This window comes from Lentzea guizhouensis (assembly GCF_001701025.1).
Lineage (GTDB): Bacteria > Actinomycetota > Actinomycetes > Mycobacteriales > Pseudonocardiaceae > Lentzea > Lentzea guizhouensis.
Genome location: NZ_CP016793.1, coordinates 2,762,750 through 2,789,295 on the forward strand (window position 1 = coordinate 2,762,750; position 26,546 = coordinate 2,789,295).

26 protein-coding genes are annotated in these 26,546 nt (G+C 69.8%); 9 read left to right on the forward strand and 17 right to left on the reverse strand.

Annotation, left to right across the window (positions count from 1 at the left end; genetic code table 11):
* Nucleotides 1-60: 60 nt before the first annotated feature.
* Together BBK82_RS13805 and BBK82_RS13810 are read right to left on the reverse strand one after the other, a co-directional pair.
* Entirely contained in the window at nt 61-1,149 is a 1,089-nt protein-coding gene (locus tag BBK82_RS13805; RefSeq protein WP_065915384.1) for a class I SAM-dependent methyltransferase, read from the reverse strand.
* On the reverse strand, nt 1,146-3,791 hold the full coding sequence (locus BBK82_RS13810) for an HAD family hydrolase (protein ID WP_065915385.1): 2,646 nt from the start codon (nt 3,789-3,791) through the stop codon (nt 1,146-1,148). Before BBK82_RS13810 ends, BBK82_RS13805 begins: the two co-directional genes overlap by 4 nt.
* 187 nt (nt 3,792-3,978) lie before the next feature.
* Between BBK82_RS13810 and lhgO the strand changes: the two genes are divergently transcribed.
* A complete protein-coding gene (lhgO, locus tag BBK82_RS13815) occupies nt 3,979-5,166 on the forward strand; it encodes an L-2-hydroxyglutarate oxidase (RefSeq protein ID WP_065915386.1) in 1,188 nt (395 codons plus the stop codon).
* Here the strand turns inward: lhgO and BBK82_RS13820 are convergent.
* Nucleotides 5,157-6,089 (reverse strand): NAD-dependent epimerase/dehydratase family protein, encoded by a 933-nt coding sequence (locus tag BBK82_RS13820; RefSeq protein ID WP_065915387.1) that lies wholly within the window; start codon nt 6,087-6,089, stop codon nt 5,157-5,159. The two genes, lhgO and BBK82_RS13820, sit on opposite strands and share 10 nt — an antisense overlap.
* Nucleotides 6,090-6,106: 17 nt before the next feature.
* On the reverse strand, nt 6,107-6,910 hold the full coding sequence (locus BBK82_RS13825; RefSeq protein ID WP_065921044.1) for a Cof-type HAD-IIB family hydrolase: 804 nt from the start codon (nt 6,908-6,910) through the stop codon (nt 6,107-6,109).
* A gap of 60 nt (nt 6,911-6,970) precedes the next feature.
* On the opposite strand from BBK82_RS13825, the gene BBK82_RS13830 reads away from it, so the two are divergent.
* Nucleotides 6,971-7,843: an LLM class flavin-dependent oxidoreductase gene (locus tag BBK82_RS13830; RefSeq protein WP_065915388.1), complete on the forward strand. Its 873-nt coding sequence runs from the start codon at nt 6,971-6,973 to the stop codon at nt 7,841-7,843.
* Here the strand turns inward: BBK82_RS13830 and serS are convergent.
* Nucleotides 7,840-9,096 carry a serine--tRNA ligase gene (gene serS, locus BBK82_RS13835; RefSeq protein WP_065915389.1) on the reverse strand — a complete coding sequence of 419 codons (1,257 nt, stop codon included), beginning with the start codon at nt 9,094-9,096 and terminating at the stop codon, nt 7,840-7,842. The genes BBK82_RS13830 and serS overlap by 4 nt on opposite strands.
* Nucleotides 9,097-9,282: 186 nt before the next feature.
* Between serS and BBK82_RS13840 the strand changes: the two genes are divergently transcribed.
* A complete protein-coding gene (locus BBK82_RS13840; RefSeq protein ID WP_065915390.1) occupies nt 9,283-9,762 on the forward strand; it encodes a hypothetical protein in 480 nt (159 codons plus the stop codon).
* A gap of 132 nt (nt 9,763-9,894) precedes the next feature.
* Here the strand turns inward: BBK82_RS13840 and BBK82_RS13845 are convergent, their stop codons facing one another.
* The 3 genes from BBK82_RS13845 to BBK82_RS13855 are packed head-to-tail and all read right to left on the reverse strand — an operon-like array spanning nt 9,895 to nt 12,197.
* Nucleotides 9,895-10,341 (reverse strand): DUF350 domain-containing protein, encoded by a 447-nt coding sequence (locus tag BBK82_RS13845; RefSeq protein WP_065921045.1) that lies wholly within the window; start codon nt 10,339-10,341, stop codon nt 9,895-9,897.
* A gap of 22 nt (nt 10,342-10,363) precedes the next feature.
* Nucleotides 10,364-11,527: a glutathionylspermidine synthase family protein gene (locus BBK82_RS13850; protein ID WP_065915391.1), complete on the reverse strand. Its 1,164-nt coding sequence runs from the start codon at nt 11,525-11,527 to the stop codon at nt 10,364-10,366.
* A gap of 4 nt (nt 11,528-11,531) precedes the next feature.
* Complete coding sequence (locus BBK82_RS13855; protein WP_335618083.1) at nt 11,532-12,197, reverse strand: hypothetical protein; 666 nt, start codon at nt 12,195-12,197, stop codon at nt 11,532-11,534.
* Between the two features lie 152 nt (nt 12,198-12,349).
* Between BBK82_RS13855 and BBK82_RS13860 the strand changes: the two genes are divergently transcribed.
* The gene (locus BBK82_RS13860) at nt 12,350-13,405 is read left to right on the forward strand and encodes a septum formation family protein (protein WP_170067912.1); all 1,056 of its coding nucleotides are present in this window, start codon (nt 12,350-12,352) and stop codon (nt 13,403-13,405) included.
* Nucleotides 13,402-13,752 carry a metallopeptidase family protein gene (locus BBK82_RS13865; RefSeq protein WP_065915392.1) on the forward strand — a complete coding sequence of 117 codons (351 nt, stop codon included), beginning with the start codon at nt 13,402-13,404 and terminating at the stop codon, nt 13,750-13,752. Before BBK82_RS13860 ends, BBK82_RS13865 begins: the two co-directional genes overlap by 4 nt.
* Here the strand turns inward: BBK82_RS13865 and BBK82_RS13870 are convergent.
* Complete coding sequence (locus tag BBK82_RS13870) at nt 13,749-14,345, reverse strand: TetR/AcrR family transcriptional regulator (RefSeq protein WP_065915393.1); 597 nt, start codon at nt 14,343-14,345, stop codon at nt 13,749-13,751. The two genes, BBK82_RS13865 and BBK82_RS13870, sit on opposite strands and share 4 nt — an antisense overlap.
* Nucleotides 14,346-14,435: 90 nt before the next feature.
* Here BBK82_RS13870 and BBK82_RS13875 point away from each other — a divergent pair, with 90 nt between their 5' ends.
* Entirely contained in the window at nt 14,436-15,218 is a 783-nt protein-coding gene (locus BBK82_RS13875; RefSeq protein ID WP_065915394.1) for an MBL fold metallo-hydrolase, read from the forward strand.
* Nucleotides 15,219-15,222: 4 nt separating this feature from the next.
* Here BBK82_RS13875 and BBK82_RS13880 read toward each other — a convergent pair whose 3' ends face one another.
* Nucleotides 15,223-15,822: a histidine phosphatase family protein gene (locus BBK82_RS13880; RefSeq protein ID WP_065915395.1), complete on the reverse strand. Its 600-nt coding sequence runs from the start codon at nt 15,820-15,822 to the stop codon at nt 15,223-15,225.
* Nucleotides 15,819-16,709: a prephenate dehydratase gene (gene pheA / locus BBK82_RS13885; protein WP_065915396.1), complete on the reverse strand. Its 891-nt coding sequence runs from the start codon at nt 16,707-16,709 to the stop codon at nt 15,819-15,821. Before pheA ends, BBK82_RS13880 begins: the two co-directional genes overlap by 4 nt.
* A 135-nt stretch (nt 16,710-16,844) precedes the next feature.
* On the opposite strand from pheA, the gene BBK82_RS13890 reads away from it, so the two are divergent.
* Nucleotides 16,845-17,363, forward strand: a complete 519-nt coding sequence (locus BBK82_RS13890; protein WP_083268793.1) for a macro domain-containing protein — start codon at nt 16,845-16,847, stop codon at nt 17,361-17,363.
* A gap of 46 nt (nt 17,364-17,409) precedes the next feature.
* Here the strand turns inward: BBK82_RS13890 and BBK82_RS13895 are convergent, their stop codons facing one another.
* Nucleotides 17,410-17,766, reverse strand: a complete 357-nt coding sequence (locus tag BBK82_RS13895; RefSeq protein ID WP_237048181.1) for a GNAT family N-acetyltransferase — start codon at nt 17,764-17,766, stop codon at nt 17,410-17,412.
* Between the two features lie 199 nt (nt 17,767-17,965).
* On the opposite strand from BBK82_RS13895, the gene BBK82_RS13900 reads away from it, so the two are divergent.
* On the forward strand, nt 17,966-18,583 hold the full coding sequence (locus tag BBK82_RS13900) for a response regulator (RefSeq protein WP_065915399.1): 618 nt from the start codon (nt 17,966-17,968) through the stop codon (nt 18,581-18,583).
* On the opposite strand, the gene BBK82_RS13905 is transcribed toward BBK82_RS13900, so the two are convergent.
* The 4 genes from BBK82_RS13905 to BBK82_RS13920 are packed head-to-tail and all read right to left on the reverse strand — an operon-like array spanning nt 18,561 to nt 25,128.
* Nucleotides 18,561-19,664: a GAF domain-containing sensor histidine kinase gene (locus tag BBK82_RS13905; protein WP_065915400.1), complete on the reverse strand. Its 1,104-nt coding sequence runs from the start codon at nt 19,662-19,664 to the stop codon at nt 18,561-18,563. The two genes, BBK82_RS13900 and BBK82_RS13905, sit on opposite strands and share 23 nt — an antisense overlap.
* A 5-nt stretch (nt 19,665-19,669) precedes the next feature.
* Nucleotides 19,670-22,693, reverse strand: coding sequence for a thiol reductant ABC exporter subunit CydD (cydD, locus tag BBK82_RS56090; RefSeq protein WP_065915401.1), 3,024 nt, complete (start codon nt 22,691-22,693; stop codon nt 19,670-19,672).
* Entirely contained in the window at nt 22,693-23,661 is a 969-nt protein-coding gene (gene cydB / locus BBK82_RS13915; protein WP_065915402.1) for a cytochrome d ubiquinol oxidase subunit II, read from the reverse strand. The genes cydD and cydB overlap by 1 nt, the downstream gene beginning before the upstream one ends.
* A gap of 12 nt (nt 23,662-23,673) precedes the next feature.
* Nucleotides 23,674-25,128 (reverse strand): cytochrome ubiquinol oxidase subunit I, encoded by a 1,455-nt coding sequence (locus BBK82_RS13920; RefSeq protein ID WP_065915403.1) that lies wholly within the window; start codon nt 25,126-25,128, stop codon nt 23,674-23,676.
* Between the two features lie 317 nt (nt 25,129-25,445).
* Between BBK82_RS13920 and BBK82_RS13925 the strand changes: the two genes are divergently transcribed.
* Nucleotides 25,446-26,036, forward strand: a complete 591-nt coding sequence (locus BBK82_RS13925) for a TMEM165/GDT1 family protein (protein ID WP_065921048.1) — start codon at nt 25,446-25,448, stop codon at nt 26,034-26,036.
* 14 nt (nt 26,037-26,050) lie between these two features.
* Here the strand turns inward: BBK82_RS13925 and BBK82_RS13930 are convergent, their stop codons facing one another.
* The gene (locus tag BBK82_RS13930; RefSeq protein WP_065915404.1) at nt 26,051-26,500 is read right to left on the reverse strand and encodes a MarR family winged helix-turn-helix transcriptional regulator; all 450 of its coding nucleotides are present in this window, start codon (nt 26,498-26,500) and stop codon (nt 26,051-26,053) included.
* Between the last annotated feature and the right edge of the window lie 46 nt (nt 26,501-26,546).

Genomic DNA, 26,546 nt, shown 5'->3' on the forward strand with positions numbered 1-26,546 from the left:
GGGCCACCCCGGACTTCCCCGGAGTGGCCCCACCTGTTCGGACCGGTCGTGCGCAGACGGTCAGGAACCGTTGCGCGCCTTGCGGATCTGCTTGCCGGCGACCCGGCTCAGCTGGTGCAGCACGGTGCCGATGTTGGGCTCCGCGGCGAGGTCGGGATCCCGCAGCTGCCGCTGCAGCTGGGCGTTCTGCTCGCGCAGCACCTGGAGCTCGTGGCTCTGCCGGGCGAGATCGCCGTGCAGCCGCTCGATCTCCACCCGCTGGTGGGCGATCTCCTCGGCGAAGCGGTCGTGGTTCTCCGCCGCCGCCACCGCCTCGTACTGCAGCTGGAGCACCCGCGTGTACATCGCGATGCGGTTGTTCTCCATCATCGCGAGCAGCTTCGACGACGTGTACGGCTTGAGCGCGTCGAGCATCTTCTTGGCGAACGGGGCGTCCTTGCGCACCATCACGCCCATGCCGAACACCGCGGGCACGATGACGAACAGCCAGTCGTCGTCGGCTTCGGCGATCGCGTCCTCGATCGCGGTCAGCACACCGTTGCGCTCGCCACCGGCCTCGACCGCGACGCTGTAGGAACCGTGGCCGACGAACCCGGCGGGCGTGAGCTCGTCGTGCCAGATCGTCGGACCGGCCTCGAAGGACACCTCGTGCTTGGCGTCGCCGGCGAGCAGCGTGGGCTCGTAGTACAGGTCGCGGCGCGACCACGGCCACAGCACGTCGTGCAGTGCGATGACGGCGTCGGGCGCGTGCTTGAGCAGGTACGTGAGCTCACCGTGCAGCACGGCGTAGTTGTGGTCGCCGTCCAGCACGTACAGGTCGGCGGCCGCCAGCTCGGCGAGCACCTGCGGCGACGGGCGCTCGACCAGCTCCAGCTTCGGGTTCTTCGCGAGCGTCTCGCGCAGCTCCGTCGTCGGGTACGGGTCGATGCAGTACACCTTGGACGCACCGAGCTGGGTGTAGATCGAGCTGACCTGACCGGACTCGACACCGACCTCGAGAACGCTCTCGATCTTCTTGTACGTGAAGAGGATCTTGAACATCTCGTGGAAGACGGACATCGAGTGGAGCAGGAAGGGCTGCTGCCGCGCGGTCCGCGCCTGGGCGTGCGGATCGGTTCTGTCGCCGGTCATCGCCGGGTCCAGCGTCACGTGTTACCTCCCAGCTTGCGGATCGCGATCCGCGCCGCGCTTGCCGCGAGTCCGGCCGGACCGCGAGTCCTGTACTCCTGCTTGAGCCGACCGGAGACCCGCGCGAGCTTCTTCGCCGTCGGCAGGTGCGGGGAGAGGTGCGAGATGGACTGCGGCAGCACCGCGAAACCGACGGTGACCTGGCCGGACGACACCCAGCCGCCCGCACGCTGCGCGATCGGGAGGATGAGCGCGGAGTGCTCGTTGTCGAACTCGACCATGTTCGCGCCGAGCCAGCGGCACTCGCGGTAGCTCATGCCCGCGAAGTCGTCGTGGCCCTCCCAGCGAACGGTGACCTTGCGGCCGCCCGCCGCGACGACCTCGGCCTCGATCCAGTCGACCCGCACGACCGCGGGACGACCGGGCAGCGCGAGCGAGAGGTCGATCGTGTCGTGGTGCTCGAACCGCAGCCGGGCGAACGACAGTCCGTTGTGGTTGATCCGCACCCGGCTGCGCCCGGCCTCACGCCACTTGTCCTCGGCGGTCCGGTAGTACAGCGCCGACTCCATCGGCTCGCCGCTCGACTCGAAGACCGAGGGGTCGAGCTGACCGGTGGCAAGGCCTCGTGCGGCCGCACCCAGACCGGTGTCCGACGCGGCGAGCAGCGCCGGCCAGAACGAGTCGCGCATGTGCAGGTCGTCGAGGTCGGCGGGCGACAGGTACGGCAGCACCGCCTTGAGGTCCTCCGGCACGATCCTGGTGACGACCGAGGAACCGAAGTTGTCCTCGTGCGCCCAGTTGCCGAACACGGCGGCTTCCTCTGGCGTCGGCGCCTTGAGCGCGGACACCAGGATGTTGGCCAGCCGGTCCTTCGCGGCCTGCGACGTGGTGAGGTCGGCCCACCTGTCGCCGAAGTGCGTGACGTAGCGGTTCCACTGCGCCTGGAACGCCTTGATGCCGTCCTGCACGGCCTGGCGCTCGTTGTTCTGCGAGACCGACTCGGAAACCGGGCCGAGCACCGGCGAGCCGTCCTCGGTGAAGCCGACGAGCGAGCCGCAGATCGAGTTGACGCACTGCTCGAACACCTCGGGACTGCGCACGATGGTGGCGCAGACGTCCTCGGGGTGGCCGGCCTGGGCGAGGTAGCCCTCGACCTGGAGCCCGGCCAGGTAGGCGCGCGCGGCGCGGTGGTCCGTGGCGATGTAGAGACCGGCGGGGACGATGTCGCTGCCCGCCGCCTTCAACGCCTTGGCCAGCATGTACTGGATCGTGCCGCCCCAGCCCAGGTCGACCAGCGTGATGTCGTCGCCGTCCAGCGCGCCCGCCTTGCGCAGCGAGAGCATCAGCCGTTCACGCGCGGCGGTGAGGTTGCCCTTGAGGCGGTTCTGGATGTGCGGGGTCTCGGTCAGCGCGATGCTGACCCGTTCCGCGATGCCGCCGTTGTCGATGATCGTGTTCAGGTCACCGGCGAGGCTCGGCACGTCGCCCGCGCGCAGACCCAGCGTCGACAGCACCTGCCGGACGTTCAGCTGGTAGCTGCGGCGGATGAACTCGTGGACCGAGTCGGTGTCGAACTCGGTGACACCGGCGATCGACGTGACGTGGCGCGACAACCAGATCGGCTTGGCCGTGACGTCCCAGCCGCGGGCCTGGGCAGCGTTGTTGACCAGCTCGGAGAGCAGTTCGCCCTCGCGCATCGGGCACCAGAGGACCTTCTTGCCCGCCGTGTGGGCCTTCCACGCCACCCACTCGGCGAAGCCGGTGAGCACGGGACCGAACACCGTCGCGCCGTAGCGCCAGCCGGTGTCGACGGCGGAGGTGGACTGGTGGCGGCCGGCCTGGACCGTCTTCGCGCGCAGGCTGGTGATGCCGAAGTCGCCTTCGACGGCGTCGAAGTGCGGCGCGTACGGGCCGAAGTGCTCGACCGTGTCCTTCTCGCGCTCCAGCACCTTGGTCAGCTCGTCGTCGAGCCGGCGGAACAGGACGGTCCGTACGCCCATCTCGCCGGGGACCTCGTAGTCGGCGACCACGTTGTCGCCGATGTGCACGACCTGCTCCGGCTCCTTGCCGATCTCCTTCAGCACGATCTCGAACAGCCCGCTCGCCTTGTCCAGCCCGTGCTGGTGCGAGCGGAAGATCCGGACGTCCTTCAGGCTGCCGAGCTCAGGGCGGTCGAGCAGGTGGTTGAGGTGCTCTTCGGTGAAGTAGGTGTCCGAGACGAAGATGACCTTCACGTCGTGCTTGAGAGCGCTCTTGACGACCTCGGCGACGTCGAGGTCGACGACCGTGAACTCGCGCTCGGTCTCGATCTCGGCCTTCACGAACTCGTCGAGGCGCTCGTGGGGGAACACGTTCGAGGGCATCGCGCGCCAGATGTCGAACAGCGAGACCTCGGTGCCCAGCGCCTCACGACCGTTGCGCGCCTTGGCCTCCGCGACGACGCGCATCCTGCGGAACGTGGCATCCGTCACCCAGTCAGGCGCCATCCCGGCCGCGCGCAGCCGGGCGCCGAGGATGCCGAACACGTCCGCGGGCCGGGGAACGCGCCGCCACAGGATGGTGTCGAAGATGTCGAACGAGAGGACGGCGCACGAACGGTCCTCGATGATCCTGTGTACGTCCTCCAGCAACGGATGACGTCGTGCTGCCGCGACCTGAGTCATCGCGGTGCCCCCTTTTCCCCACCCCGGTGACACCGCACCAGCGGATGGCTCATACCACAGAATTTTCCCGCGTCTGCCTTCACGACACAGCGGCCGCCACCATACCGGGGCCGGTCGGGCGCTCCCTGGCCGGACGTATCCTTGTCCGCTGGACGCGCGGTCCACGAAGTCGAGTGAGGGAGACGTCTTGCGGCACGCGATCGTGATCGGTGGCGGCATCCTCGGGTTGGCAACGGCGAACGAGCTGGTCAGCAGGGGTTACCGGGTAACGGTTCTGGAGAAGGAAGGCCGCTGGGCGGCCCACCAGAGCGGCCACAACTCCAACGTGGTGCACGCGGGGCTGTACTACAAGCCAGGCTCCTTCAAGGCCAGGATGAGCGTGGCGGGCAACCGCTCGATCATCGATTTCGCCCGCGCCAACGGCGTGGCGCACGAGGTGTGCGGCAAGCTCGTCGTCGCCACCTCCCCCGACGAGCTGCCCGCGCTGAACGTGCTCGCGGAGCGCGCCGAGGCGAACGGCGTCCCGGCCAAGCTGATCACCGCGGCCGAGGCGCGCGACTACGAGCCCGAGGTCTCGTGCGTCGCCGCGCTGCGGGTGGAGAGCACCGGCATCATCGACTTCCCCGGCGTCTGCGACGCGTTGGTGCGGCTGCTGACCGCCGCCGGTGCGGACCTGCGGTTGTTCACGCCCGCCCTGGGCATCAGGCCCGGCCGCACCGGTGGGGTCGAGGTCGCGACCGGCTCTGAAGTGCTGCGCGCCGACCTGCTGGTCAACTGCGCCGGTCTGCAGTCCGACCGCGTCGCCCGGCTGGCCGGGCTGGAGCCACGCGCGACGATCGTGCCGTTCCGGGGCGAGTACTACGAGCTCGCTCCGCAGGCGCGCCACCTGGTCAAGGGCCTCATCTACCCGGTGCCGGACCCGACGCTGCCGTTCCTCGGCGTGCACCTCACCCGCATGCTCGACGGCTCCGTGCACGCCGGCCCGAACGCCGTGCTCGCGTTGCGGCGCGAGGGGTACAGCTGGACTCAGATCTCGCCGGCGGACCTGTGGGACGTGGCCCGGTTCCCCGGCATCTGGAAGCTCGCCCGCCGCTTCGCGAAGACCGGGGCCGAGGAGGTGCTGCGGTCGTTCTCGAAGAAGCGGTTCGCCGCCTCGCTGGCCCGGCTCGTGCCGGCGGTGCAGGAGTCGGACCTGGTCAGGGCCGAGGCCGGCGTGCGGGCGCAGGCGATGCTGCCCGACGGCTCGCTCGTCGACGACTTCCTCATCGAGACGGCGCCGGCTCAGGTGCACGTGCTGAACGCACCCTCGCCGGCGGCGACGTCGTCTCTGGAGATCGCGCGCTACGTGGCGGACCAGGCGGTCGCTCAGGCCTGACCGCGGAAGTAGTCGACCGTGCGGGCCACGCCCGTCGCGATGTCGACCTCCGGGGTCCAGCCGAGGTCGCGCTCGGCCGCGCTCGCGTCCAGCGCGGAGGCGCGCAGGTCGCCGAGCCTGGCCGGGGCGTGCTCCGGGTCGTCCGCCGAACCCGCGGCCTTGGCCACGAGGGTGTGCAGCTCGCGGTCGGAGACCTGGTGGCCGGTGCCGATGTTGTAGCGCCGGCCGCCGCCGGCCTCGCCGGAGGCGGCGATGAAGGCGGAGACGACGTCCTCGACGTAGACGTAGTCGCGGGTGTTGCCGCCGTCGCCGAAGACCTTGGTCGGGCGGCCGGCGAGCAGGGCGTTGGCGAAGATGGCGATCACGCCCGCTTCGCCGTGGGGGTCTTGGCGGGGGCCGTAGACGTTGGCCAGGGCCAGGTGGGTGCACTCCAGGCCGTAGAGCTGGCGGTAGGTGTTGAGGTAGACCTCGCCGGAGACCTTCGAGGCGGCGTAGGGGGACTTCGGGTTGATCGGGACCGACTCGGAGACCGGGAGGACGTCCGGGGTGCCGTAGATGGAGCCGCCGGAGGAGGCGAAGCAGACCTTGCGGACGCCGGCGCGGCGGGCTGCCTCTGCGAGGTTGACGGTGCCGAGGACGTTCTGGGTGGCGTCGTCGAGGGGGCGTTCGACGCTCACGCGGACGTCGATCTGGGCGGCCAGGTGGTAGACGACCTCGGGGGCGGCGGCGGACACCACGTCGGCCAGGTCCGGCGACGTGATGTCCAGCTCGGTGAAGGTGTACCGGTCGGCGTGGGCGGCAGGGGTGGTGCGCTTGCCGCGGCGGAGGTCGTCGACGACGTGGACGGTGTGGCCGTCATGCAGCAGGCGGTCGACGAGGGTAGAGCCGATGAAGCCGGCACCGCCGGTCACTAGAGCACGCATGGCGCGAGCCTACGAGGTCAGAACCAGCGCTCGAGGACCAGGGCGATGCCGTCCTCCGAGTTGGGGGCGGTGACCTCGTCCGCTGCCTTCAGGGCGTCCGGGTGGGCGTTGGCCATCGCGACGCCGTGGCCTGCCCACTCGAGCATCGGGATGTCGTTGGGCATGTCGCCGAACGCGACGATCGAGGTGGCCGGGACGTCGAAGCGGGCGGCGGCGTCGGCGAGGCCGGTGGCTTTGGTGACGCCCTTGCGGGAGAGCTCGATGAGGCCGTTGTCGGTGGAGAACGTCACGTCGACGTGGTCGGTGAGCAGGCCCTCGCAGGCCTCGACCATCTGCGCGCTGGTCATGCCGGTGTGCCTGACCAGCATCTTGATGGCCTCGAAGCCCAGCACGCGGGCGCGGTGGGCGTCTTCGGAGGGGCCTTCCGGCCAGGCGTGCTCGTAGCCGTGCTCGGCGACGAAGTCGGACTCCTCCGCGGTGTCGCCGAGGCGTTCGACGGCGAGTGCGCAGCCGGGCAGGACGCGGTCGAGGGTGCTCGCGAGGTCGCTGAGCAGGACCGGGTCGAGGCCGCGGCGCCACAGGACGCGGTCGGTGGCGATGTCGTAGAGGGCGGCGCCGTTCGCGCAGACGGCGAGGCCCGTGGTGCCCGCCTTCTGGGCCGGGGTCGGGATCCAGCGCGGCGGGCGGCCGGTGACGAGGACGAAGGGCACGTCGGCCGCGATCACGCGGCTGATCACCGCCGCGGTGCGGGGCGTCACCTCGTCGGTGGGCGTGAGCAGGGTTCCGTCGATGTCGGTCGCGACCAGGAGAGGTTGTTCCACGTCCCCCATGTTGCCTGGTCTGGTTCGTCCGGCAGCAGAACAGGTCGTTACGGTACGGGTGTGCGCACAGGCATCGTGATCCTTCCCGAGCACCGCTGGTGGATTGCCGAGCCCAAGTGGCGTGCGGCCGAGGAGTACGGCTTCCACCACGCGTGGACCTACGACCACCTCGGGTGGCGCACGCTGGTCGACGGTCCGTGGTTCGGCTCGATCCCGACGTTGACGGCGGCCGCGATGGTGACGACCCGGCTGCGGCTGGGGACGTTCGTCGCGAGCCCGAACTTCCGGCACCCGGTGTCGTTCGCCCGCGAGTTGCTGGCCGTGGACGACGTGTCGGACGGCCGGTTCACGCTCGGCGTCGGTGCCGGTGGTGCGGGGTACGACACGACGGTGCTGGGCGGGAAGCCGCCGTTGCCGCGGGAGCGCACGGAGCGGTTCGCCGAGTTCGTGGAGCTGCTTTCGCACCTGTTGTCGCAGGACAAGGTGACCTACGAGGGCCGCTACTACCAGGCGGTGGAGGCGCGCGGCTTCCCCGGTTGCGTGCAGCGGCCGCGCCTGCCGTTCCTGGTCGCGGCGAACGGGCCGAAGGCGATGGAGGTGGCCGCGCGGTTCGGCACCGGGTGGGTGACCACCGGGCCACCGACCGAGGACCACGACGAGTGGTGGCGCGGCGTCGCCAGGATGGCCGCGCAGTTCGACGAGACGATCCTGCGCACCGGCCGCCGCACGCGGGTCGACCGGTACCTCAACCTCGACTCGGCGCCGGTGTACTCGCTGTCGTCGGTCGCCTGTTTCACCGACGCCGTCGGCAGGGCCGCCGAGCTGGGCTTCACCGACGTGGTGTCGCACTGGCCGCGGCACGACGGCGTGTACGCGGGCAGCGAGTCGGTGGTCGAGCAGATCGCCGCCGACGTGCTGCCCGCGCTCGGTTAGCTCTTCGGCACCAGCTTCTCGAGGCCGCCCAGGAACGGCCGCATCGCCTCGGGCACGGTGACCGAGCCGTCCGCGTTCTGGTGGTTCTCCAGGATCGCGACGATCCACCGCGTGGTCGCCAGCGTGCCGTTGAGCGTGGCCGCGATCTGCGACTTGCCGTTCTCGTCGCGGTAGCGGACGTTCAGCCGGCGCGCCTGGAACGTGGTGCAGTTCGACGTCGAGGTCAGCTCGCGGTACTTGCCCTGGGTCGGCACCCACGCCTCGCAGTCGAACTTGCGGTGCGCGGACGTGCCCAGGTCGCCGGTCGCGGTGTCAATGACGCGGTAGGGCACCTCGATCTTCGCGAGCATCTCCTCCTCCCACGCCAGCAGCCGGGCGTGCTCCGCCTCGGCGTCCTCCGGCTTGACGTAGGAGAACATCTCGACCTTGTTGAACTGGTGCACGCGGATGATGCCGCGGGTGTCCTTGCCGTACGACCCGGCCTCGCGGCGGTAGCACGACGACCAGCCCGCGTACCGGCGCTCGCCGTCGAGGATCTCGTCCGCGTGGTACCCGGCGAGCGGCACCTCCGACGTGCCGACCAGGTACAGGTCGTCGTTCGGCAGGTGGTAGATCTCGCTCGAGTGCGCACCCAGGAACCCGGTGCCCGCCATGATCTCCGGCCGCACCAGCGTGGGCGTGATCATCAACGTGAAGCCGTTCGCGGTCGCCTGCGCCGCCGCCATGTTCAGCAGCGCGAGCTCCAGCTGCGCCCCCACGCCGGTGAGGAAGTAGAACCGCGAACCGCCGACCTTGGCGCCGCGCTCCATGTCGATCGCGCCCAGCTTCGTGCCCAGGTCGAGGTGGTCGACCGGCTCGAAGTCGAACTGGCGGGGCTCACCGACCGTCTTGAGGACCACGAAGTCGTCCTCGCCGCCCACCGGCGCGTCCGGGTGCACCAGGTTCGGGATCTTGGCCAGCAGCTCGTCGACCTCGGCGGCGGTGGCGTGCTGCTCGGCCTCCGCGGCCTTCACCTCGTTCGACAGGTCCTTCGCCTTGACCAGCAGCGCCGTCTTCTCGTCGCCCTTGGCCTTGCCGACCTCCTTGCCGAGCACCTTCTGCTCGGCGCGCAGGGTGTCAGCGCGGGAGATCGCGGAACGCCGGCGCTCGTCAGCGGACAGCAGGGCGTCGACGACACCCTCGTCCTCGCCGCGGGCACGCTGCGAAGCGCGCACGATCTCCGGGTTCTCGCGCAACACCTTGAGGTCAATCACCCTTTGAAGGGTAGACCTGCGGTTCATCCGATTTTGACCGGGGAGGATGTCCGCACGCCGCGACAGGGGGAGGTGGGGGCGTGCGGGACGACTTCTCGCCGAAGCCGCACGAGCCGAACTGGTTGAAGCGCAGAGAGGTGCAGCCGCTCAGCTTCGGCGTGCTGCGGCGCTGGTGGAGGAGCTGACGTGGACGGGTTCCTGCCCGGTGGAGACCCGGTGCGGACGGGCAAGAGCGACCTGCCGCGGGCATTCGCGGTCCTGGCGGTCCTGGCCGGGATCGCGTTGCTGGTGCTGTTCGGCCTGACCGTGCGGAAGGCCGCCAAGGTCGCGTTCGACCCCGTTGTGCCCGGCACCTACCTCGTGCAGGGCGAGCCCCGGTGCGGCAGCAAGCCGAGCAGCACCTGCACCAGCGAGTCCGGCGAGTTCGTCGGCGACGACGGCGTGGTGCGGTCCGGCGTGTACCTGGAGGGTGTTCCGAAGCCGCTGCGGAAGGGCGACCGGGTGCGGGCGTTCGACTTCGGCGACCCGGTGGAGGTGTACCGGTACGAGACCAACACGCGCGTGCCGTTCGTGCTGTCGGTCGCGTGCGCGGTGCTGGGGACGGCCGGGGTGGGGCTCGGGGTGTCGTGGCTGTGGCAGCGCGGAAGGGCGAGGCGAGCGCGGTGACGAAGCAGTGGGTGCCGCCCGGCGAGGACGGTGAGCACTGCGGGGGCCGGGTGCAGGGCGACCTGTGCAACCGGCTTCGACGCCGAAGGGCCCGGCACCGCACTGGTGCCGGGCCCTTCGGGAAACCATCGGCTAGCTGATCGCGACCGCCACCACGAGGCCGAGCGCCACGTGGGCGGAGGCGACGACGACCGAGGCCGGTGCGAAGCGGTCCGACTCGATGATCGTGCCGATGTCGAGGCGGGTGATCCACTCCAGCAGCCGGACCGCCGCGACCTGCACGATGATGCCGAAGATGCCGTAGATCAGCGCCGACAGCAGGCCCTCGTCGAGCTTGCCCACCGAGCTGGTGATGGCGATGACGACGATGAACGCCATCGAGACCATGCCGGAGGCGGTCACGATGACGGCGTTCGGCGCACCGTTGCGGACGAGCGCGGACAGCTTGCCCGGCGTCGTCCAGTCGATCGCGTAGAAGCCGAACACCATGAGGACCAGACCGACGACGGCGTACAGCGCGATCGCGCCGATGCCCCGGCCGATGGCCGAGCCGAAGCCGGGGTCCAACGCGAGCTCCATCATTTGCTGTTCCCTTTCCGATTCACTCAACAATGCGATGCGGCACGAACGCCGCGCCATCGTCGGTCACCAGACCGACTGTCTCCCGGATGCCCAGGCCGGCCGACGTGTCGCCGACCACCCAGGCGCCCAACGCGGGGCGGTAGCCGTCGAAGTCCGGAAGCGGATCGAACAGCTGGTACACGAAGCCTTCCTTGCCGTACACGCCGCCGGTCTGCGTCTCGTAGCCGGGCGCGACGATCTGGATGTTCGCCCCCTCACGGCCGAGCAGCGGCTTGCGCACGTACTCGGTCAGCATGCCGGGGTCGTTCAGGTACGCGGGCAGCAGGTTCGGGTGGCCCGGGTACATCTCCCACAGCACCGCGAGCAGCGCCTTGTTGGAGAGCAGCATCTTCCACAGCGGCTCGACCCACAGGGTGGCGGGCAGCGACTCGACGGCGTGGCGGCCGAACTGCTCCTCGACCACCCACTCCCACGGGTAGAGCTTGATCACCGTGTTCATCGGGGCTTCCTCGAGGTCGACGAACCGGTTGAGCAGCGTGTCCCAGCCCAGGTCCTCGATCGCGAGCCCGACGGTGTTCAGGCCGGCCTCCGCGGCCGTCTCCTGCAGGTAGGCGGTGGTGAGGTGGTCCTCGCCGGACGGGTCGGCGCCCGACCAGGTGAAGTGGACCTCGCCCGACGGCAGCTTCGCGCCGATCTCGGACCACCGCTCGACCAGCTGCTCGTGCAGCGAGTTCCACTGGTCGTCGTCGGGGAACACCTCGGTCTTCCAGTGCCACTGGATGATCGCGGCTTCCAGCAACGACGTGGGCGTGTCGGCGTTGTACTCGAGCAGCTTGGCCGGGCCGGAGCCGTCGTAGCGCAGGTCGAAGCGGCCGTAGAGGTGCGGGTCGTGCCGCCGCCACGACTCGGCGATGTGCGGCCACACCCATTCGGGGATGCCGAAGTCGCGGTAGCGCTCGGTGAGGACCACGTTGTCCACCGCGTCGAGGCACATGGAGTGGAGGAGCTCGACGTCGGCTTCGAGCGAGAGGATCTCGCTCATCTCGAACACGTAGTGCACCGACTCGTCCCAGTACGGGCGGTCGGAGCCGTTCGCGTACTTCGCGGGCAGGCCGAACACGAGGCCCTGGTCGGAGACCGTCCGCTGCCAGTTCGGCCGCGGCTGTGAGGTTTCACGGCGCAACTGGTCAGCTCCCGCTGCTGGACTTGCCGCTGCTGACGCCGAACCCACCGCGCTGCACGCTCGTGCCCGACTTGGTGGTCACGTTCGCGCCCTTGGGGACCGTGTAGCTGCCGCCGCTCACCTTCTGACCGACCGCGCCCGAACCGCCGTAGTTGTAGCGGTACTGGCTGCCGCCGATGTAGATGAACCCGCCGCTGCTGTACCCGCCGTGGCTGCGGTAGTAGTTCTCGTCGCAGTAGTCGTCGTCGACGATCACGTTGTTCTTGTCGGTGCACTGCGCCGTGACGTTCTTGGGGCTCGCGGCGGCGTACCAGATCGCGACCAGCGCGACCACGCCCACCGTGACGCCACCGCCGATGAGCAGGCGTTTGCGGGTCTTGCGGCGCTTCTCGAACGCGGCGGCCTCGGCGGCGAACCGTTCCTGCTGGGCCTTCTGCGCGGCGGCACGAGCGCGCTGCTCGGCGACCGACGCCTGGCGCGGCTTGGTCACCCCTGCCTGCTGCTGGCGGACCTGGCCCCTGCCCTTCTGCTGGACGGGCGGCTGGCCCTGCCCAGGCTGCGGCACCGGCACCTGCGGCGGCAGCTGCTGGTAGGGCGCCGGTTGTTGCGGCTGTTGCGGCTGGCCGGGAGGCCCCTGAGGCGGCATCCCTGGCTGGTTGTTGTCAGTCATCACCACTCCCGCGGGCAAGGTACCTAGCGAGACGGCCGAACGATGGCCAAACAGGTGACGAGTGTCCTAATAGCAACACTCGCCCAACCCGGCCAACAGCCGCCTCACACAGCACAGGCATCATGGATGAGATGTCTCCGAGCGCCGGTTGGTTGAGTCGATCAGGTCACATCCGCGACACGCGGCTGGTGATGGTGGGCGCCTTCGTGGGCGCGTTCAGCCTCCTGATGGTCTCCGCCTTCACGTCTGTGCTGGCAGGAGGCCCGCTGGCCACCAAGCGGGAGCTGGTGAACGCGGCGTACCAGGCCGTGGCCGGCGACTGCCTGACCTGGACGACCGACCTGTCCGACGCGCAGAAGGTGGATTGTTCGGCCGCGCACAAGTTCGAGGTGACCGGCACGGCGGACATCGCGGCCGGCTACCCGAAGGAAGCGCCGTTCCCGAACGCCGAGGCCTGGGAGAAGATCTCGCAGGAGAACTGCGCGCAGACGGCGACGACCTACATGGCCGGCAAGCTCGACCCCAAGGGCAAGTACGGCGTGAGCTCGCTGAACCCGGACGAGCGCCGCTGGCAGGACGGCGACCGGCAGCTGCGGTGCGGCCTGCAGGTCACCGCGCCCTCGGGTGCGCCGCTTCCCTCGTTCGGCAGCGCGAAGACCCAGGACCAGTCGAACGTGTACGACCCCGGCGTCTGCGTCGCGCTCGGCGAGAAGAACACGGTGGGTGACCCGATCGAGTGCGCCAAGCCGCACGCGTTCGAGATCATCGGCGTCGTCCAGCACCCGGAGGGTGAGTACCTGGCCCCCGAGAAGCAGGACGCCGTGATGTCCGAGCAGTGCGCCGCGATCGCCGTCGAGTACACCGGCGGCGCCGACCTCAAGGGCAAGGGCCTGCTCGTCACCTGGGACGTCCGCGCGCAGGAGAGCTGGGCCGTCGGCTCGCGCAAGGCCAACTGCAAGATCGGCGCCGTCCCCCAGGGCGAGAACCTCGTCGCCTGGCAGGGCAGCGTCCGCAACCCCAACGGCGCCCCGCTGACCACCTCGAACCCGCCGCAGACCACCTCGGTCAGGCCGCAGGACGAACCCACCGGCGCCCCGCTGCACTCCGAGTCCGGCCAGCCCTCCGGCAGCAACCAGCCGTCGGACTCCGGCAAGCCCGACAAGCCGTCGAGCTCGGCCCCCACCACCACGACGTCTGAGAACCGATGACCGTAGAGATGACGCGCGCCCGGTTCGACGAGCTCGTCGAGGAGGCGCTGGACCTCGTCCCGCCCGACTTCCTGCACGCCATGAACAACGTGGTGGTGCTGGTCGAGGACCGCAACCCGGACGAGCCGTCCCTGCTCGGGCTGTACCAGGGCATCGCGCTGACCGAGCGGAACACCGACTACGGCGGCACCCTGCCGGACCACATCTTCATCTACCGCGAGGCGATCCTCGACATCTGCAACACCGAGGACGACGTGGTCGAGGAAGTGATCGTGACCGTGGTGCACGAGATCGCGCACCACTTCGGGGTGGACGACGCGAAGCTGCACGAGCTGGGCTGGGGTTAGCCCAGCGCTTTCTCGATCGCCCGGCGGGCCCTCGCGACCGCACTCTGGTCGTGCTGCAGCTGCATGGCCGCGTTCAGCGCCAGCCCCGCCGCGATGATCTCGAACAGCGCCTGGTCCACGTCGAACGGCTCCGGCAGCTCGCCGCCTTCCACCGCCACCGCCAGGTCCGCCCTCAGCTGCCCCTGCCAGCGCGACCACACCTCGGCCACCGCGTCGCGCACCGCGCCTGGCCGGCCGTCGTACTCGCTGAGCGCCGCCGTCATCAGGCAGCCGCCCGGCAGCAGCGGCGAGGCCAGGTAGTCCACGGAGTTGGCGCAGACCATGCGCAGGCGCCGCAGACCAGGCGGTTCGGCCAGAGCAGGCTCGACCACGCGGTGCCAGAAGTCGACGAACGCCTTGTCCAGCGTGGAGATCTGCAGGGACTCCTTGGTGCCGAAGTGCTTGTGCACGCCAGATTTGCTCATCTCCAGCTCCTCGGCGAGCCGGCCGATCGTGATGCCGTCGAGGCCCTCCTCCGAGGCGATCTCGGCAGCGCGGTCGAGGATCCGTCCCCTCGTGAGGAGGGCCTCGGCTGCCGAGCGTCGCGGTGACATGCACCGAACTTTAGCGTACGAACGTTCGCTATTGATTTGGAGAACGACCGTACGCTAAATTCCGCCGCAACCAACCTGAGGGAGTGCGGGATGCGGGTACGACGACTGGGCTGGGCCGGGGTCGAGGTCGAGGCGGCCGGCCAGAGGCTGGTGATCGACTACGTGGCGGACCTGTCGCCGTTGTTCACCGGCTGGCGGGCGGGGGTAGGGCTCACGGCGCCGAGCGGGACGGCGGCCGGAGCGCTGGTCACGCACCTGCACCGGGACCACACCGATGCCGCGGCGCTCGCGGAGGTGCTCGCGCCGGGGGCTCCGGTGCTGCGGCCGGCGCGCGGGCACGGGGACGACGTGGACAACGTGACGACGTTGCTGAGCGAGCGCGAGCTGGCCGGGCACCGGTTGGCGGCCGAGGTGGTGGACACCTGGGCGGAGCGGGAGATCGGGCCGTTCCGCGTCACCGCCGTGCCGTCCCTGGACGGGCTGGGCGACCCTCAGCTGAACTGGGTGGTGGAGGCGGACGGGCTGCGGCTCTTCCACGGCGGCGACACGATGTTCCACGGCTGGTGGTGGCTGGTCGCGCGCCGGTTCAGGCCGTTCGACGCGGTGTTCCTGCCCGCCAACGGCGCGGTGGTGGACGCGCCGCACCTGCAGCCGCCGAGTCCGGTGCCCGCGGCGATGGACCCGTTCCAGGCGGCTGCGGCGGCGAACATCCTCGACGCCCGACACGCCGTGCCGATGCACTACGAGCCGGAACAGCCCGTGAAGCTGCCCGGCTATGTCGAGGTCGTTGACCCTGAGGGGGAGTTTCGCGAGCACGCGGGACAACGCGCGCGCGTGCTCGCTGTCGGCGAGTGGCTGGACCTCGCCGCGTGAGCTCCTAAGAGACCTCGACGCCCGCCCACGAGCGGCACACCCAGCCGTCGTCGCCGGACTCCAGGACCACCACGCCGGTGTTCGGCAGCAGGTTCTCCGCGAGCTCGACCGGGACGTTCGAGGCCAGTGCCAGCGCGCCCATCCGGCCGGCGCCGCCGTGCGTCACGACCATGACGGTGCCGGTCTCCTGGTGGATCGACCCGATCGCGCCGAGGAACCTGTCCAGCACCTGTTGACCGGTCTCGCCGCCACCGGGGAACGGCACGTCGAGCGCGCCCTCCGCCCACTTGATGACGGTGTCGAGGTAGGTCTTGTAGGCCTCGGTGTCGTTGCGGCCCTCCAGGGAGCCGACCTGGATCTCCTCGATGCCGTCGAGGACCTGGACGGGCAGGCCGAAGCGTTCGGCGGTGGGGGCCGCGGTCTGCTGGGCGCGCAGGCCGATGCTCGCGTAGACGGCGGTGATGTCCTCGCCGGCGAGCGTGTCGGCGAGCTCGCGGGCCTGTTTGTGGCCCAGCTCGGTGAGCGGGGGGCCTGGCATGGCCGTGTCCAGCTTGCGTTCGATGTTCGACGCCGTCTCGCCGTGCCTGACCAGCAGCAACCTCACCCGCGCTCGCCCTTTCTGACAGCATCGACCCAGGTGGCGGCTGCGGCGAACTCGTCGTTGTGAGCCTCGGCGGGCTCCTGGTCGGCCTTCGGGAAGGACCCGAGGAACCGGATCTCGTGCGAGTGTCGGTGCAGCGCGGCCAGCGCGTCACCGATCCTCGGTTCTGCGATGTGCCCCTCGACGTCGATGTAGAAGCGGTACGTCCCCAGTTTGCCCTTCGTGGGACGCGATTCGAGGCCGGTGAGATTGATGCCACGCAACGCGAGCTCGGTGAGCAGCTCGGACAGCACGCCGACGCGGTTCGGGGTGGTCACGACGACGCTGGTGCGGTCGGCACCGGTCGGCTGCGGCAGCTCACCCGGTTGGCGCAGCAGCAGGAACCGGGTGCGGGCGTCGGCGACGTCGAGCACGTCCGTGGCGTATTCGTCCAGCTCGTAGTGGTTGATGGCCACGGGAGCGGTGACGGCGGCGTCGAACTCACCGCGTTCCACGGCGGCAGCGGCGGCCGCGGTCGACGAGGTGGCGATGGAGGTGGCGCCGGGCAGGTTCGCGGCGACCCACTCACGGGTCTGCGCCAGCGCGTGCGGGTGCGAGGCGACGGTCGAGATCGAAGAAGTACCCGGACGGACCAGCACGCTGAACCGGACGTCCAGCACGGTCTCGGCGACGGCGACCACGGGCGTGTCGCGGATCAGCACGTCGAGGGTCGCGGGCACGGCGCCCTCGACCGAGTTCTCGATGGGTACGCAGGCGAACTCGGTCTCGCCGGACCGCACCGCCGCGACGGCGAGCGGGATCGTCTCCGCCGGGACGAGGTCGGACCCGAACCGCAGGGCTGCCTGCTCGGTGAAGGTCCCCTGTGGTCCGAAGTACGCAATGCGAGGCACGCGCAAAGAGTAGAGGTGAGGATCACGGCTGTGTCAGCGGCCAAACCTGGGTTCCGCCAGGGCCGTTCGAACTGGAATGCTTGAGGCGTGCCCGCTCTAGCGCCAGAACTCGTGTTGTGCGCGGTCGACGAACCGATGGCGAACGCCTGGCTCGCCGTGGCTGCCGGGCGAACAGGTGTGCGGGTGCACCGCGGGTCCGTGCTGGACATCCGCGCGCAGGCCGTCGTCAGCCCGGCGAACTCGCAGGGCTGGATGCGCGGTGGCATCGACGCCGTCTACGCGCAGGCCTTCCCGATGGTCGAGAACAACGTCCGCAGCGCGGTGCTCGCGTTGCACGGCGGCGAGCTGCCGGTCGGTGACGCGCAGATCGTGGCGACCGGCGAGACCGAGCCGGCGTGGCTCATCAGCGCGCCGACCATGCGGATGCCGGGCGAGCTGCTGCCCGGCGACACCGTCCACCCGTACCTCGCCGCGCGTGCCGTGCTGCGCCTGTGGCTCGAAGGCAGGCTGGAGGACGGCACGCCGGTGCGCGACGCCGTCCACACCATCGCGATGCCGGGTCTGGGCACCGGGGTGGGAGGCGTCGCACCGACCACGTGCGCGCGTCAGGTCGCCGCCGCGTGGGACGAGGCGTTCAACCCGCTGCGCGTGTAGCCCACTTGTGCACAACCCTGTGGACAGAGCTGTGGACACCTGTGGACTACTGGCGAGGCGCGACCCATCGTTCCAGGTCGAGCTCATCTGTGATGGGGATGCCGAAATCCCCGACGGTGGGGATCTCCGGCTTGAGCTTGCGGGCTTCGCGGACCGCGTCCGGTCTCAACGCCGTCAGCTTGAACCCACGGCGCTGGTAGAAGCGCACTGCGTCCAGATTGTCGTTCGTGGTCGTCAGGCGGACGCGGTTGCACCCGAGCGTGCGCGCCTGACGGACCGCGGCGTCGACGAGCGCGGTGCCGACGCCACGGCCCCTGCGCAGCGCGTCGATCGTGACGATCTCCAGCTGATGGTTCGCCACCGCATAGGTCAGCAGGCCGAGCACATGGCCCTGCCTCTCCACGAGGAATCCCGGCAGACTCGCCGGGAAGAACACCTCTCCGTGCGCGACGGCGGTGTGTGCTCCCCATAGCTCTAGTACCAACCGAGCGACAACTATGCGATCTGCTTCCTCGATCGGTCGTACTGAGCCTTCTGCCATGACAAGAACTGTGCCAATCCGAGTCACGCTCAGGAACAGCCATTCGACGTACGGTGGATTCGTGCCAGTGCGCGTTTTGTTGGTTGACGATCACGAAGTAGTGCGCAGAGGTCTGCGCGAGATGCTCGACGACGAGGAGGACATCTCCGTCATCGCCGAGGCCGGTTCCGTCGACGAGGCGGTGACACGGGCCCAAAAGACTTCACCGGAAGTGGCCGTCGTGGACGTTCAGCTCCCCGACGGCAGTGGTGTGGACCTGTGCCGGACGCTGCGGGACCTGGGCATCCGTTGTCTCGTGCTGACCGCCTTCGACGACGAGGAGGCGCTCGTCGGCGCGATCATGGCGGGGGCGTCGGGGTATCTGCTCAAGCAGGTGCGCGGCCAGGACGTCGTCACCGCGGTGCGCGAGGTCGCGGCTGGACGGTCCCTTCTGGACCCGGCGACGACGGCGCGCGTCCTCGACCGGATGCGGAATCCGGCTCCGGTCGGACTCACCGACCAGGAACAGCGGGTGCTGGAGCTGATCGGTGAGGGTCTGACAAACCGCCAAATCGGTGAACGGCTGTTCCTCGCGGAGAAGACCGTGAAGAACTACGTGACGTCCGTACTCGCCAAACTCGGCATGGAACGGCGTACGCAAGCCGCCGCATGGGTGGCTAAACGGGGACGGACCAGGTGAGCGTCGTCCCGTTCGGTGAACTCACAACGCGGAAATCGCCACTCGCGGACTTGGCCCGTTCCGCGAGATGCCGCAATCCGCGCTGAGTGACACCGGACGGGATGCCGCATCCGTTGTCCGCGACTCGCAGCAGCAGATGCTTCTCATCGCGCCGTACGTCGATCTGGACGTTCGTGGCGCCTGAGTGCCGCACGACGTTGGACAACGCCTCCCGCAACGCGGCACGGGAGTCGTCAGCGAGCTTGCGCGGCACGTTCGCCAGGTCGCCGGCCACGTGCAGGCGCGGGGAGAACCCGAGCAGCTCCCCTGCCGTGCGGACCTCGGCGTTGATCGAGTCGAGCAGGTCGGTGGAGTCGGCCGGGTCGGTGTTGCGCAGCTTGCGCACCGTCGCGCGGACCTCGGCGATCGTCTCGTCGACCAGGTCGACGGCCTCGTTGATCCGGGTGCGGTCGGTGTTGTCGAGCTTCTTGCCCAGGCGGCGTTCCAGCAGGCTGAGCTGCACGCCGGCGCCGTAGAGGCGTTGGATGATCACGTCGTGCAGGTCGCGGGCGATGCGTTCGCGTTCCTCGTAGACGGCGACCCGCTGCCGGGCGGTGAAGCCCTCGGCGAGCACGACCGCGAGCCCCGCCTGCGCCGCGAACGCGGTCAGCACGTCCACCGTCTCCTGCGTGAACGGCGGCTTGTCCCTGCGCCGGTACACGGCCAGCGCGCCGATCTTGCGGTCCTTCGTGCCGAACGGCGCCACCGCGAACGGGCCGTAGCTGCGCAGCGCGTGTGGCACGTACGGCGCCGTGCGCGGGTCGTTGGTGACGTCGTCGGCCATGATCGGGACGCCGGTGCGGGCGGCCTTCGCGGCGGCGCTGCGGGGGCTGAGCGTGGCACCGATCGGCTCGCCGCTGGACGCCTCGACGGTGAGCGTGCCGTCGTCGGCCGTGGTGATCATCGCCAGGCCGAGGTCGGCGTCCGCGAGCTCGGCGGCGGCGTCGACCACGAGCCGCAGCACGTTCTCCGGGTCTTCCAGCGCCGCCGACGTGATCTCGGTGGACGCGACGAGCACGCGCCGCGCCAGGGAGGGGTCCATGGTCCTCAACGGTAGGCGGGCGTGCCGAGGTCCAGCACGAGGTCTGCCCGTGCCGCCTCGTCCGGGCGGTGGGTGATGTGCAAGATCGTCCTCTTGTCGTTCCTGAGCTGTTCGAGGAGGCGTTGCGCGGTCGGTTCGTCGAGGTGGGCGGTGGGTTCGTCGAGCAGCACCACGTCGGCGTCGTGCAGCAACGCCCTGGCGAGCGCGAGCCGTTGCGCCTCGCCGCCGCTGACCTGGTCGGGCCGGATCACGGTGTCCAGCCGGTCGGCCCACTCCGGCAGGCAGGCCTGCCGCAACGCCTCCCTGAGCTGCTCGTCGCCGTGCGCGCCCGACATCCGCAGGTTCTCCCTCACCGTCGTGCTGACCAGCATCGGCTCCTGCGGGCACCAGGTCGCCCGCGGCAGCTCCACGATGCCGCGCTCCGGTGGCAGAAAGCCCAGGAGCAGCGCGAACAGCGTCGACTTGCCGGCACCCGACGGGCCGACGACCGCCACGTGCGTGCCGGGCTCGATGTTGAGGTGCAGGTCCTTGAGCGTCGGCTCGGTCGCGCCGGGCCAGCGGACGTCGACGTTCTCCAGCCGGATCCGCTTGCCCCGGTGCGGCTCGGGCCGTTCCGGAGCGTCGAACTGGAGCCGGGCGCTGGCTTCTCCCAGCGCCTTGCGCTGCTGGGCGGCGAGCGGGAGGGCGGCCAGCGGCTCGGCGAGGGCGAGCGGGACCAGGCCGAGCACCGGGTTGCCGGTCGTGGCGCAGACCAGGGCCGCCGCACCGGTCGCGAGCAGGACGATCGCCGTGGCGGCACCCGTGCCAAACGCTTGCCTGCGGGTCTGGCCCGCGAGCTCGACGTCGTCGGCGTGCAGCTGCGCCAGCAGGCGGTGGTGGGCGTCGTGCGCGATGAGGTCCGGTGCGGCGACGAGTGCGTTGATCGTGTCGGTCGCGACCTTGCGGCGGCCGCGGGCGAGCTTGGTGCTGGCCCGGCGTTCGGTCCACACGGCGACGGCGGGCGCGGCGAGGCCGGCCGTGAGCAGCAGGCCGCCGAGCGTGAGTGCCGCTGCCGGGTCGATGAACGCGAACAGGACCGTGGTCGCGATGCCCGCACCGATCGCGATGACCGGTGGAACGAGCACCCGCGGCACGAGGTCGCGCACCGTGTCCGTGTCGTCGATGAGCCGTTGCAGGCCATCACGGCGTTGGGTGCGCACGACCCGGAGCCACAGCTCAGCGCGGAGCTCGGTGGCGAGCTTGAACGCCTCGTGGTGGGTCACCAGGCGCTCGACGTAGCGGAGCACGCCCTTGCTCAGCGCGAACGTCCGCACGCCCACGACCAGCACCGACAACGTCAGGATCGGCGGCATCTCGGCGGCACGGGCGATCAGGTGGGCGGCCAGCGCGGTCAGCGCGATGCCGGCCACGGTCGCGGCGACGCCCAGCAGAGCGCCTTTCCACGGGATCGGCAGGCGCTTCGGACGTTCCTGCTGGGTCTCCTCCGTGACGACCCTGGCGAACGTCTCCTCCTCCGACGCCTCCTTCTCGCGATGCGAGGCGAGGACGACGGCCGCGGTGGCGCTGGCGTTCTTGATCGCTTTGTCGACTTTGCGACTTGTCACCGGGTCGAGGTGGGCGGTCGGTTCGTCGAGAAGCAGGACCGTGGCGCCGTGGCGGACCTTCAGCAGAGCGCGCGCGACTGCGACGCGTTGGCGTTCACCGGTCGAGAGGTCCGTGATGCGACGGTCGAGCAGGTGCGCGGCTACGACCTCGTCCGCGACCTCCTCGATGTCGTCCGCGTCCGGAACTGTCAGCTCCAGCTCGGCGCGAGGCGTGGCGGCCGCGAACGCGGGCTTCTGCGGCACGTACGCGATCTCGCCCTGAACTTCGACGACACCGTCCGTCGGCTCCACGAACCCGAGCAACACCTGGAACGTCGTCGACTTCCCCGCCCCACTCGCCCCTTCGAGCCGGTACACCTCCCCGCCCCGTACCTCGAAACTCACCCCGTCCGGCGCGAACCCACCACGCCTCAACACCCGCAAATTGTCGACAAACACCCGCCCGCAAAAGTCACGCGGGAGTCCCGCGTTCCCCTCAGCGGCACGCGGGGCCCCCGCGTGACCGTCGTCAACGACGACGGCGACGCGGCGGACGGCTTCCAGGCCGTCCTCGCTGGCGTGGTGGGCGGCGCCGGCGGCACGGAGGGGGAGGTAGCACTCGGGGGCGAGGATCAGGACGACGAGTGCGGTCATGAGGGTCATGTCGCCGTGGACGAGGCGGACGCCGACGCCGACGGCGATCAGGGCGACGGACAGTGAGGCGGCGATCTCCAGGACCAGGGCGCTGAGGAATGCGATCTTGAGCGTGCCCATGGTGGCTTTGCGGTGCTGGTCGCCGAGTTGGCGGACCGCGGCGGCTTGCTGCTTGGCGCGGCCGAAGACGGTGAGGACCGGCAGGGCGCGGAGCAGTTCGAGGAGCTGGGCCGAGAGCAGCTCGGTGACGTCGGCGGCCCTCTTGACGCGCTTCTCGGTGTACCAGCCGACCAGCGCGGCGAAGACCGGGATCAACGGGACCGTGACGGCGATCAGGACCGCCGAGGGCCAGTCCGTGAAGAGGATCCAGGCGCCGACCAGCGGCGGCACGACCACGGCCGTGACCAGTGCGGGCAGGTAGCGGGTGAAGTAGGCGTCGAGCGCGTCGAGGCCCTTCGTGGCGAGCACCGACAGCTCGGCGGTGCCGCGTTCGGCGATCCAGGCCGGACCACGCTCGAACGACCTGGCCAGCAGCTTCGTCCGCAGCTCCTCCTTGGCACCGGCGGCCGCGCGGGCGGCGGCGCTCTCCGTCGCCCACGTGAGAGCTGCGCGGGCCACGATCGCGCCGGCCAGCAACGGCAGGCCCTCGCGGGTCGTGATCACCGACGCCAGGGCGACGGCCTGGGCGACGAGCGCGAGGGCGTTGAACAACGCCAGGGCGCCCACCCCGACGAGGGCGCGCCTGGCGTTCTTCGAGAGCTGGGGCAGAGCTCCCAGCGGGCCCTTGGCCATCACTGCACCGGGATGTGCCGCACGCCGATGCGCTTGCGGAACACCCAGTAGGTCCAGCCCTGGTAGACGAGCACGGCGGGCGTGCCGAACGCGGCGACCCACGTGATCACCTGCAGCGTGTACGGGCTCGACGCGCTGTTCGCGATGGTCAGCGACCACGCGTCGTTCAGCGTCGACGGCAGCACGTTCGGGTAGAGCGAGCCGAACAGGATGGCCACGCTGGCGGCGATCGCCAGGCCCATCAGCGCGAACGACTGGCCGTCGCGGTTGTGCAGCAGCCGCCACATCGCCGCCGCGAGGACCAGCACGACCACACCGGCCCACACCCCGGCCACGACCGCCAGCAGCGCGATCAACGGCAGCAGCGCCACCGGGGCGATGGTCAGCGCGACGCGGCGGGCCCGTTCGCGGATCTCGCCCTCGGTCTTCAAGGCGGTGAACACGGCGCCGTGGACCAGCGCGTAGCCGGCGAAGGCGAGTGCGCCGAGCACGGTGTCGAAGCGGACGGCCGCGAACGCCGAGCCGACCCGGTCACCGTTCTCGTCGATCGGCAGCCCCAGCACCGTCGTCGAGATCAGCAGGCCGACGCACAGGGTCGCGATCCACGAGCCGGCGACGATGGTGACGTCCCACGCCTTGCGCCAGCGCGGGTTGTCGACCTTGCCGCGGTAGTCGAACGCGACCCCGCGCCCGATCAGCGCGACGAGGAACAACGTCAGTGGCAGGTACGCGGCGCTGAGCAGCGCCGCGTACCAACCGGGGAAGGCCGCGAACGTGGCACCGATCGCGACGATGAGCCACACCTCGTTGCCGTCCCAGACCGGCCCGATGGTGTTGATCATGACCCGGCGTTCGGCGTTGTCGCGCCCGAGAACGGGCAGCAGCATGCCGACGCCGAAGTCGAATCCTTCGAGGAACAGGTAGCCGAGCCACAGCACGGCGATCAGCACGAACCAGAGCGTTTCCACGTCGTCTCTCCCCTAGTACGCGAACGCCAGGGCGCCGTCGTCGGACTTCTGGGGCAGCACGCCGGGGATCCCGCCTCGGACGTACTTGCGGATCAGGTAGAACTCCACGACCGCCAGCACGCTGTAGACCGCGGTGAGCGCGATCAGCGACGTCAGGATCTCGCCGGGCGTGCTGTTGCTGACCGCCTGCGCGGTGAACATCCAGACACCGTCCACCCCGGACGGGTTCGGCACCACCACGAACGGCTGCCTGCCCATCTCGGTGAAGATCCAGCCGAAGCTGTTGGCCAGGAAGGGGGTCGCGATGCCGGCGAGGCCCAGTGCCGGGAACCACCAGCCGGTGGGCGTCCGGTTCCTGCGCGTCAGCCACAGCATGAAGACACCCAGGCCGGCCGAGATCGCGCCGAAGCCGATCATCAAGCGGAAGCCCCAGTAGGTCACCGGAAGCGCCGGCACGTAGTCGATCGGCTTGCCGCTGAGCTCGCCCAGCCGCTCGTCGACCGGGTAGAACTCACCGTACTTCTGCTGGTACAGCGGGACGAGATCCTCGATGCCCTTGACCTCGGTGCTGAAGTCGTTGTGCGCCAGGAAGCTCAGCAGCGCGGGCACGGTGATGCTCTTGACGTTCTCGCAGTCGGGCCTGGTGACGTCACCGACCGCGAAGATGCTGAACGCCGCCGGCTCCTCGGTGTGGCACAGGGCTTCCGCCGCGGCCATCTTCATCGGCTGCTGCTCGAACATCAGCTTGCCCTGCAGGTCACCGCTGATCGCCAGGACGCTGAACGCGACCACGCCGACCCAGGTGCCGAGCTTGAGCGAGCTGCGCCAGACGCGTTCCTCTTCGGACTTGCGGTGCAGGTGCCAGGCGGCGATGCCGACGAGGAACGCACCGGCCACGGCGAACGCGCCGGCGATGGTGTGCGGGAAGGCGGCGAGCGTCGTGTTGTTGGTCAGCACGGCCCAGATCGAGGTGAGGCGCGGCCGGCCCTCGTGCATCTCGATGCCGACCGGGTGCTGCATCCACGAGTTGGCGGCGAGGATGAAGTACGCGCTGGCCATGGTCGCGAGGCTGAACGCCCACGCGCAGGCGAGGTGGACCTTCTTCGGCAGCTTGTCCCAGCCGAAGATCCACAGCCCGAGGAACGTCGACTCGACGAAGAAGGCGACGATCCCCTCCATCGCGAGCGGTGCGCCGAACACGTCGCCCACGAACCTGCTGTAGGCGCTCCAGGCCATGCCGAACTGGAACTCCTGCACGATGCCGGTGACGACACCCATGGCGAAGTTGATCAGGAGGAGCTTCCCCCAGAACTTCGTCATCTTGTAGTAGCGCTCGTCACCCGTGCGCACCCACGCGGTCTGCATCCCCGCGACCAGCAGGGAGAGACCGATGGTCAGCGGCACCATCAGAAAGTGGTAGACGGTGGTGATGCCGAACTGCCACCGCGCGAGTTCGAGTACTTCCACGTCTTCGAGCGTAGGTCTGGATCATGGCCGCTATCAGGTACGACGGTCCTGTCCCGGCCCGGGACCAAGGTCCCGTGCGCGAAGTCACGCCTATCAGGTGACATGCATCGGATACGATGGATGCGCCAGAGGGGAGTAGTTCCCACCGGAGCTCGCAGCCGGTGGCGTGGTGATCGACATACTGGTCGGCCTTCGAGCGGATCCGGTCCCACACCCGTCTTGTACGGGCGAACGAGACCTCCGGCCGGGCTGCAGCACGCCCGGTCGGGGTCTGTTGCGCCTCCGTCCGGGTCTCGTATTCGGACGTGGAGGACCTCGTGGCCACTTCATCGCTCGCGTTCATCACCGCCTTCGCGGTGGTGTTCCTCGTCGAGCTCCCGGACAAGACCATGGTCGCGACCCTGGTGCTGACCACGCGCTACCGCGCCTGGCCGGTGTTCACGGGCGTCGTCGCGGCCTTCGCCGTGCAGAGCGTGGTCGCCGCGGCGTTCGGGTCGGCCCTGACGCTGCTGCCGGACCGCGTGGTGTCCGGTGTGGTCGCCCTGCTGTTCGGCATCGGCGCGTTCATGCTGCTGCGCGAGGGGTTCTCGAAGGACGACGACTCCGCCGACGAAGCCGGGACACGTGCTGACGTGCCGTTCTGGCGGGCGGCGCTGACGTCGTTCGGCGTGCTGTTCGCCGCCGAGTGGGGCGATGCCTCCCAGCTCGCCACCGCCGGGATCACGGCTCGGTACGGCGCGCCGCTCGCGGTCGGGCTCGGGGCCTGGCTGGCGCTCGTGGCCGTGGCCGGGCTGGCGGTGCTCGTCGGGCGGAAGCTGGCGGGCCGGTTGCCGACGCACTGGATCCAGCGGGTGGCGGGCGCGGTGTTCGCGGTGTTCGGCGTGATCGCCCTGACGCAGGTCTTCTAGAAACAGGTGCCAGGTCACCACACGGGTCGCAGGCCGGGCTGGTCCTCGCCGTGCGCGTGCTGCAGGTACGCGGCGAGGCCGGCCTTGATGGTGGCGACGGTGTCCTGGCCGATCGCCTCGGCCATCTCGTTCTCCAGGTCCGTCCACAGGTTGTCGGCGAACTTCAGGTAGTCGCGGCCCTTGGTGGTCAGCGTGACGTACTGGGCGCGCTTGTCGGTGGGGTGCGGCTCCCTCAGCACATAACCCCACTCGTCGAGCTCGGCGACGATCTTCGCAGCGGCCTGCTTGGTGACGCCGAGGTGCCCGCCGATGTCGACGGTCGTGGCGCGGCGCCGGGCGAGGAAGCGGAAGACGTAGCCGTGGGCCGGGCGCAGCGGCTCCAGGCCGATCTGGCGCAGGCGGTCGTGGAACTGGTCCCCCATGGCCCGGTACGTCATCGCCAGCAGCATGGGCACCGGTTCCATCGCGCACTCCTAGTAGACAACCTGGTTGTCCATATTCTAAGGTTGG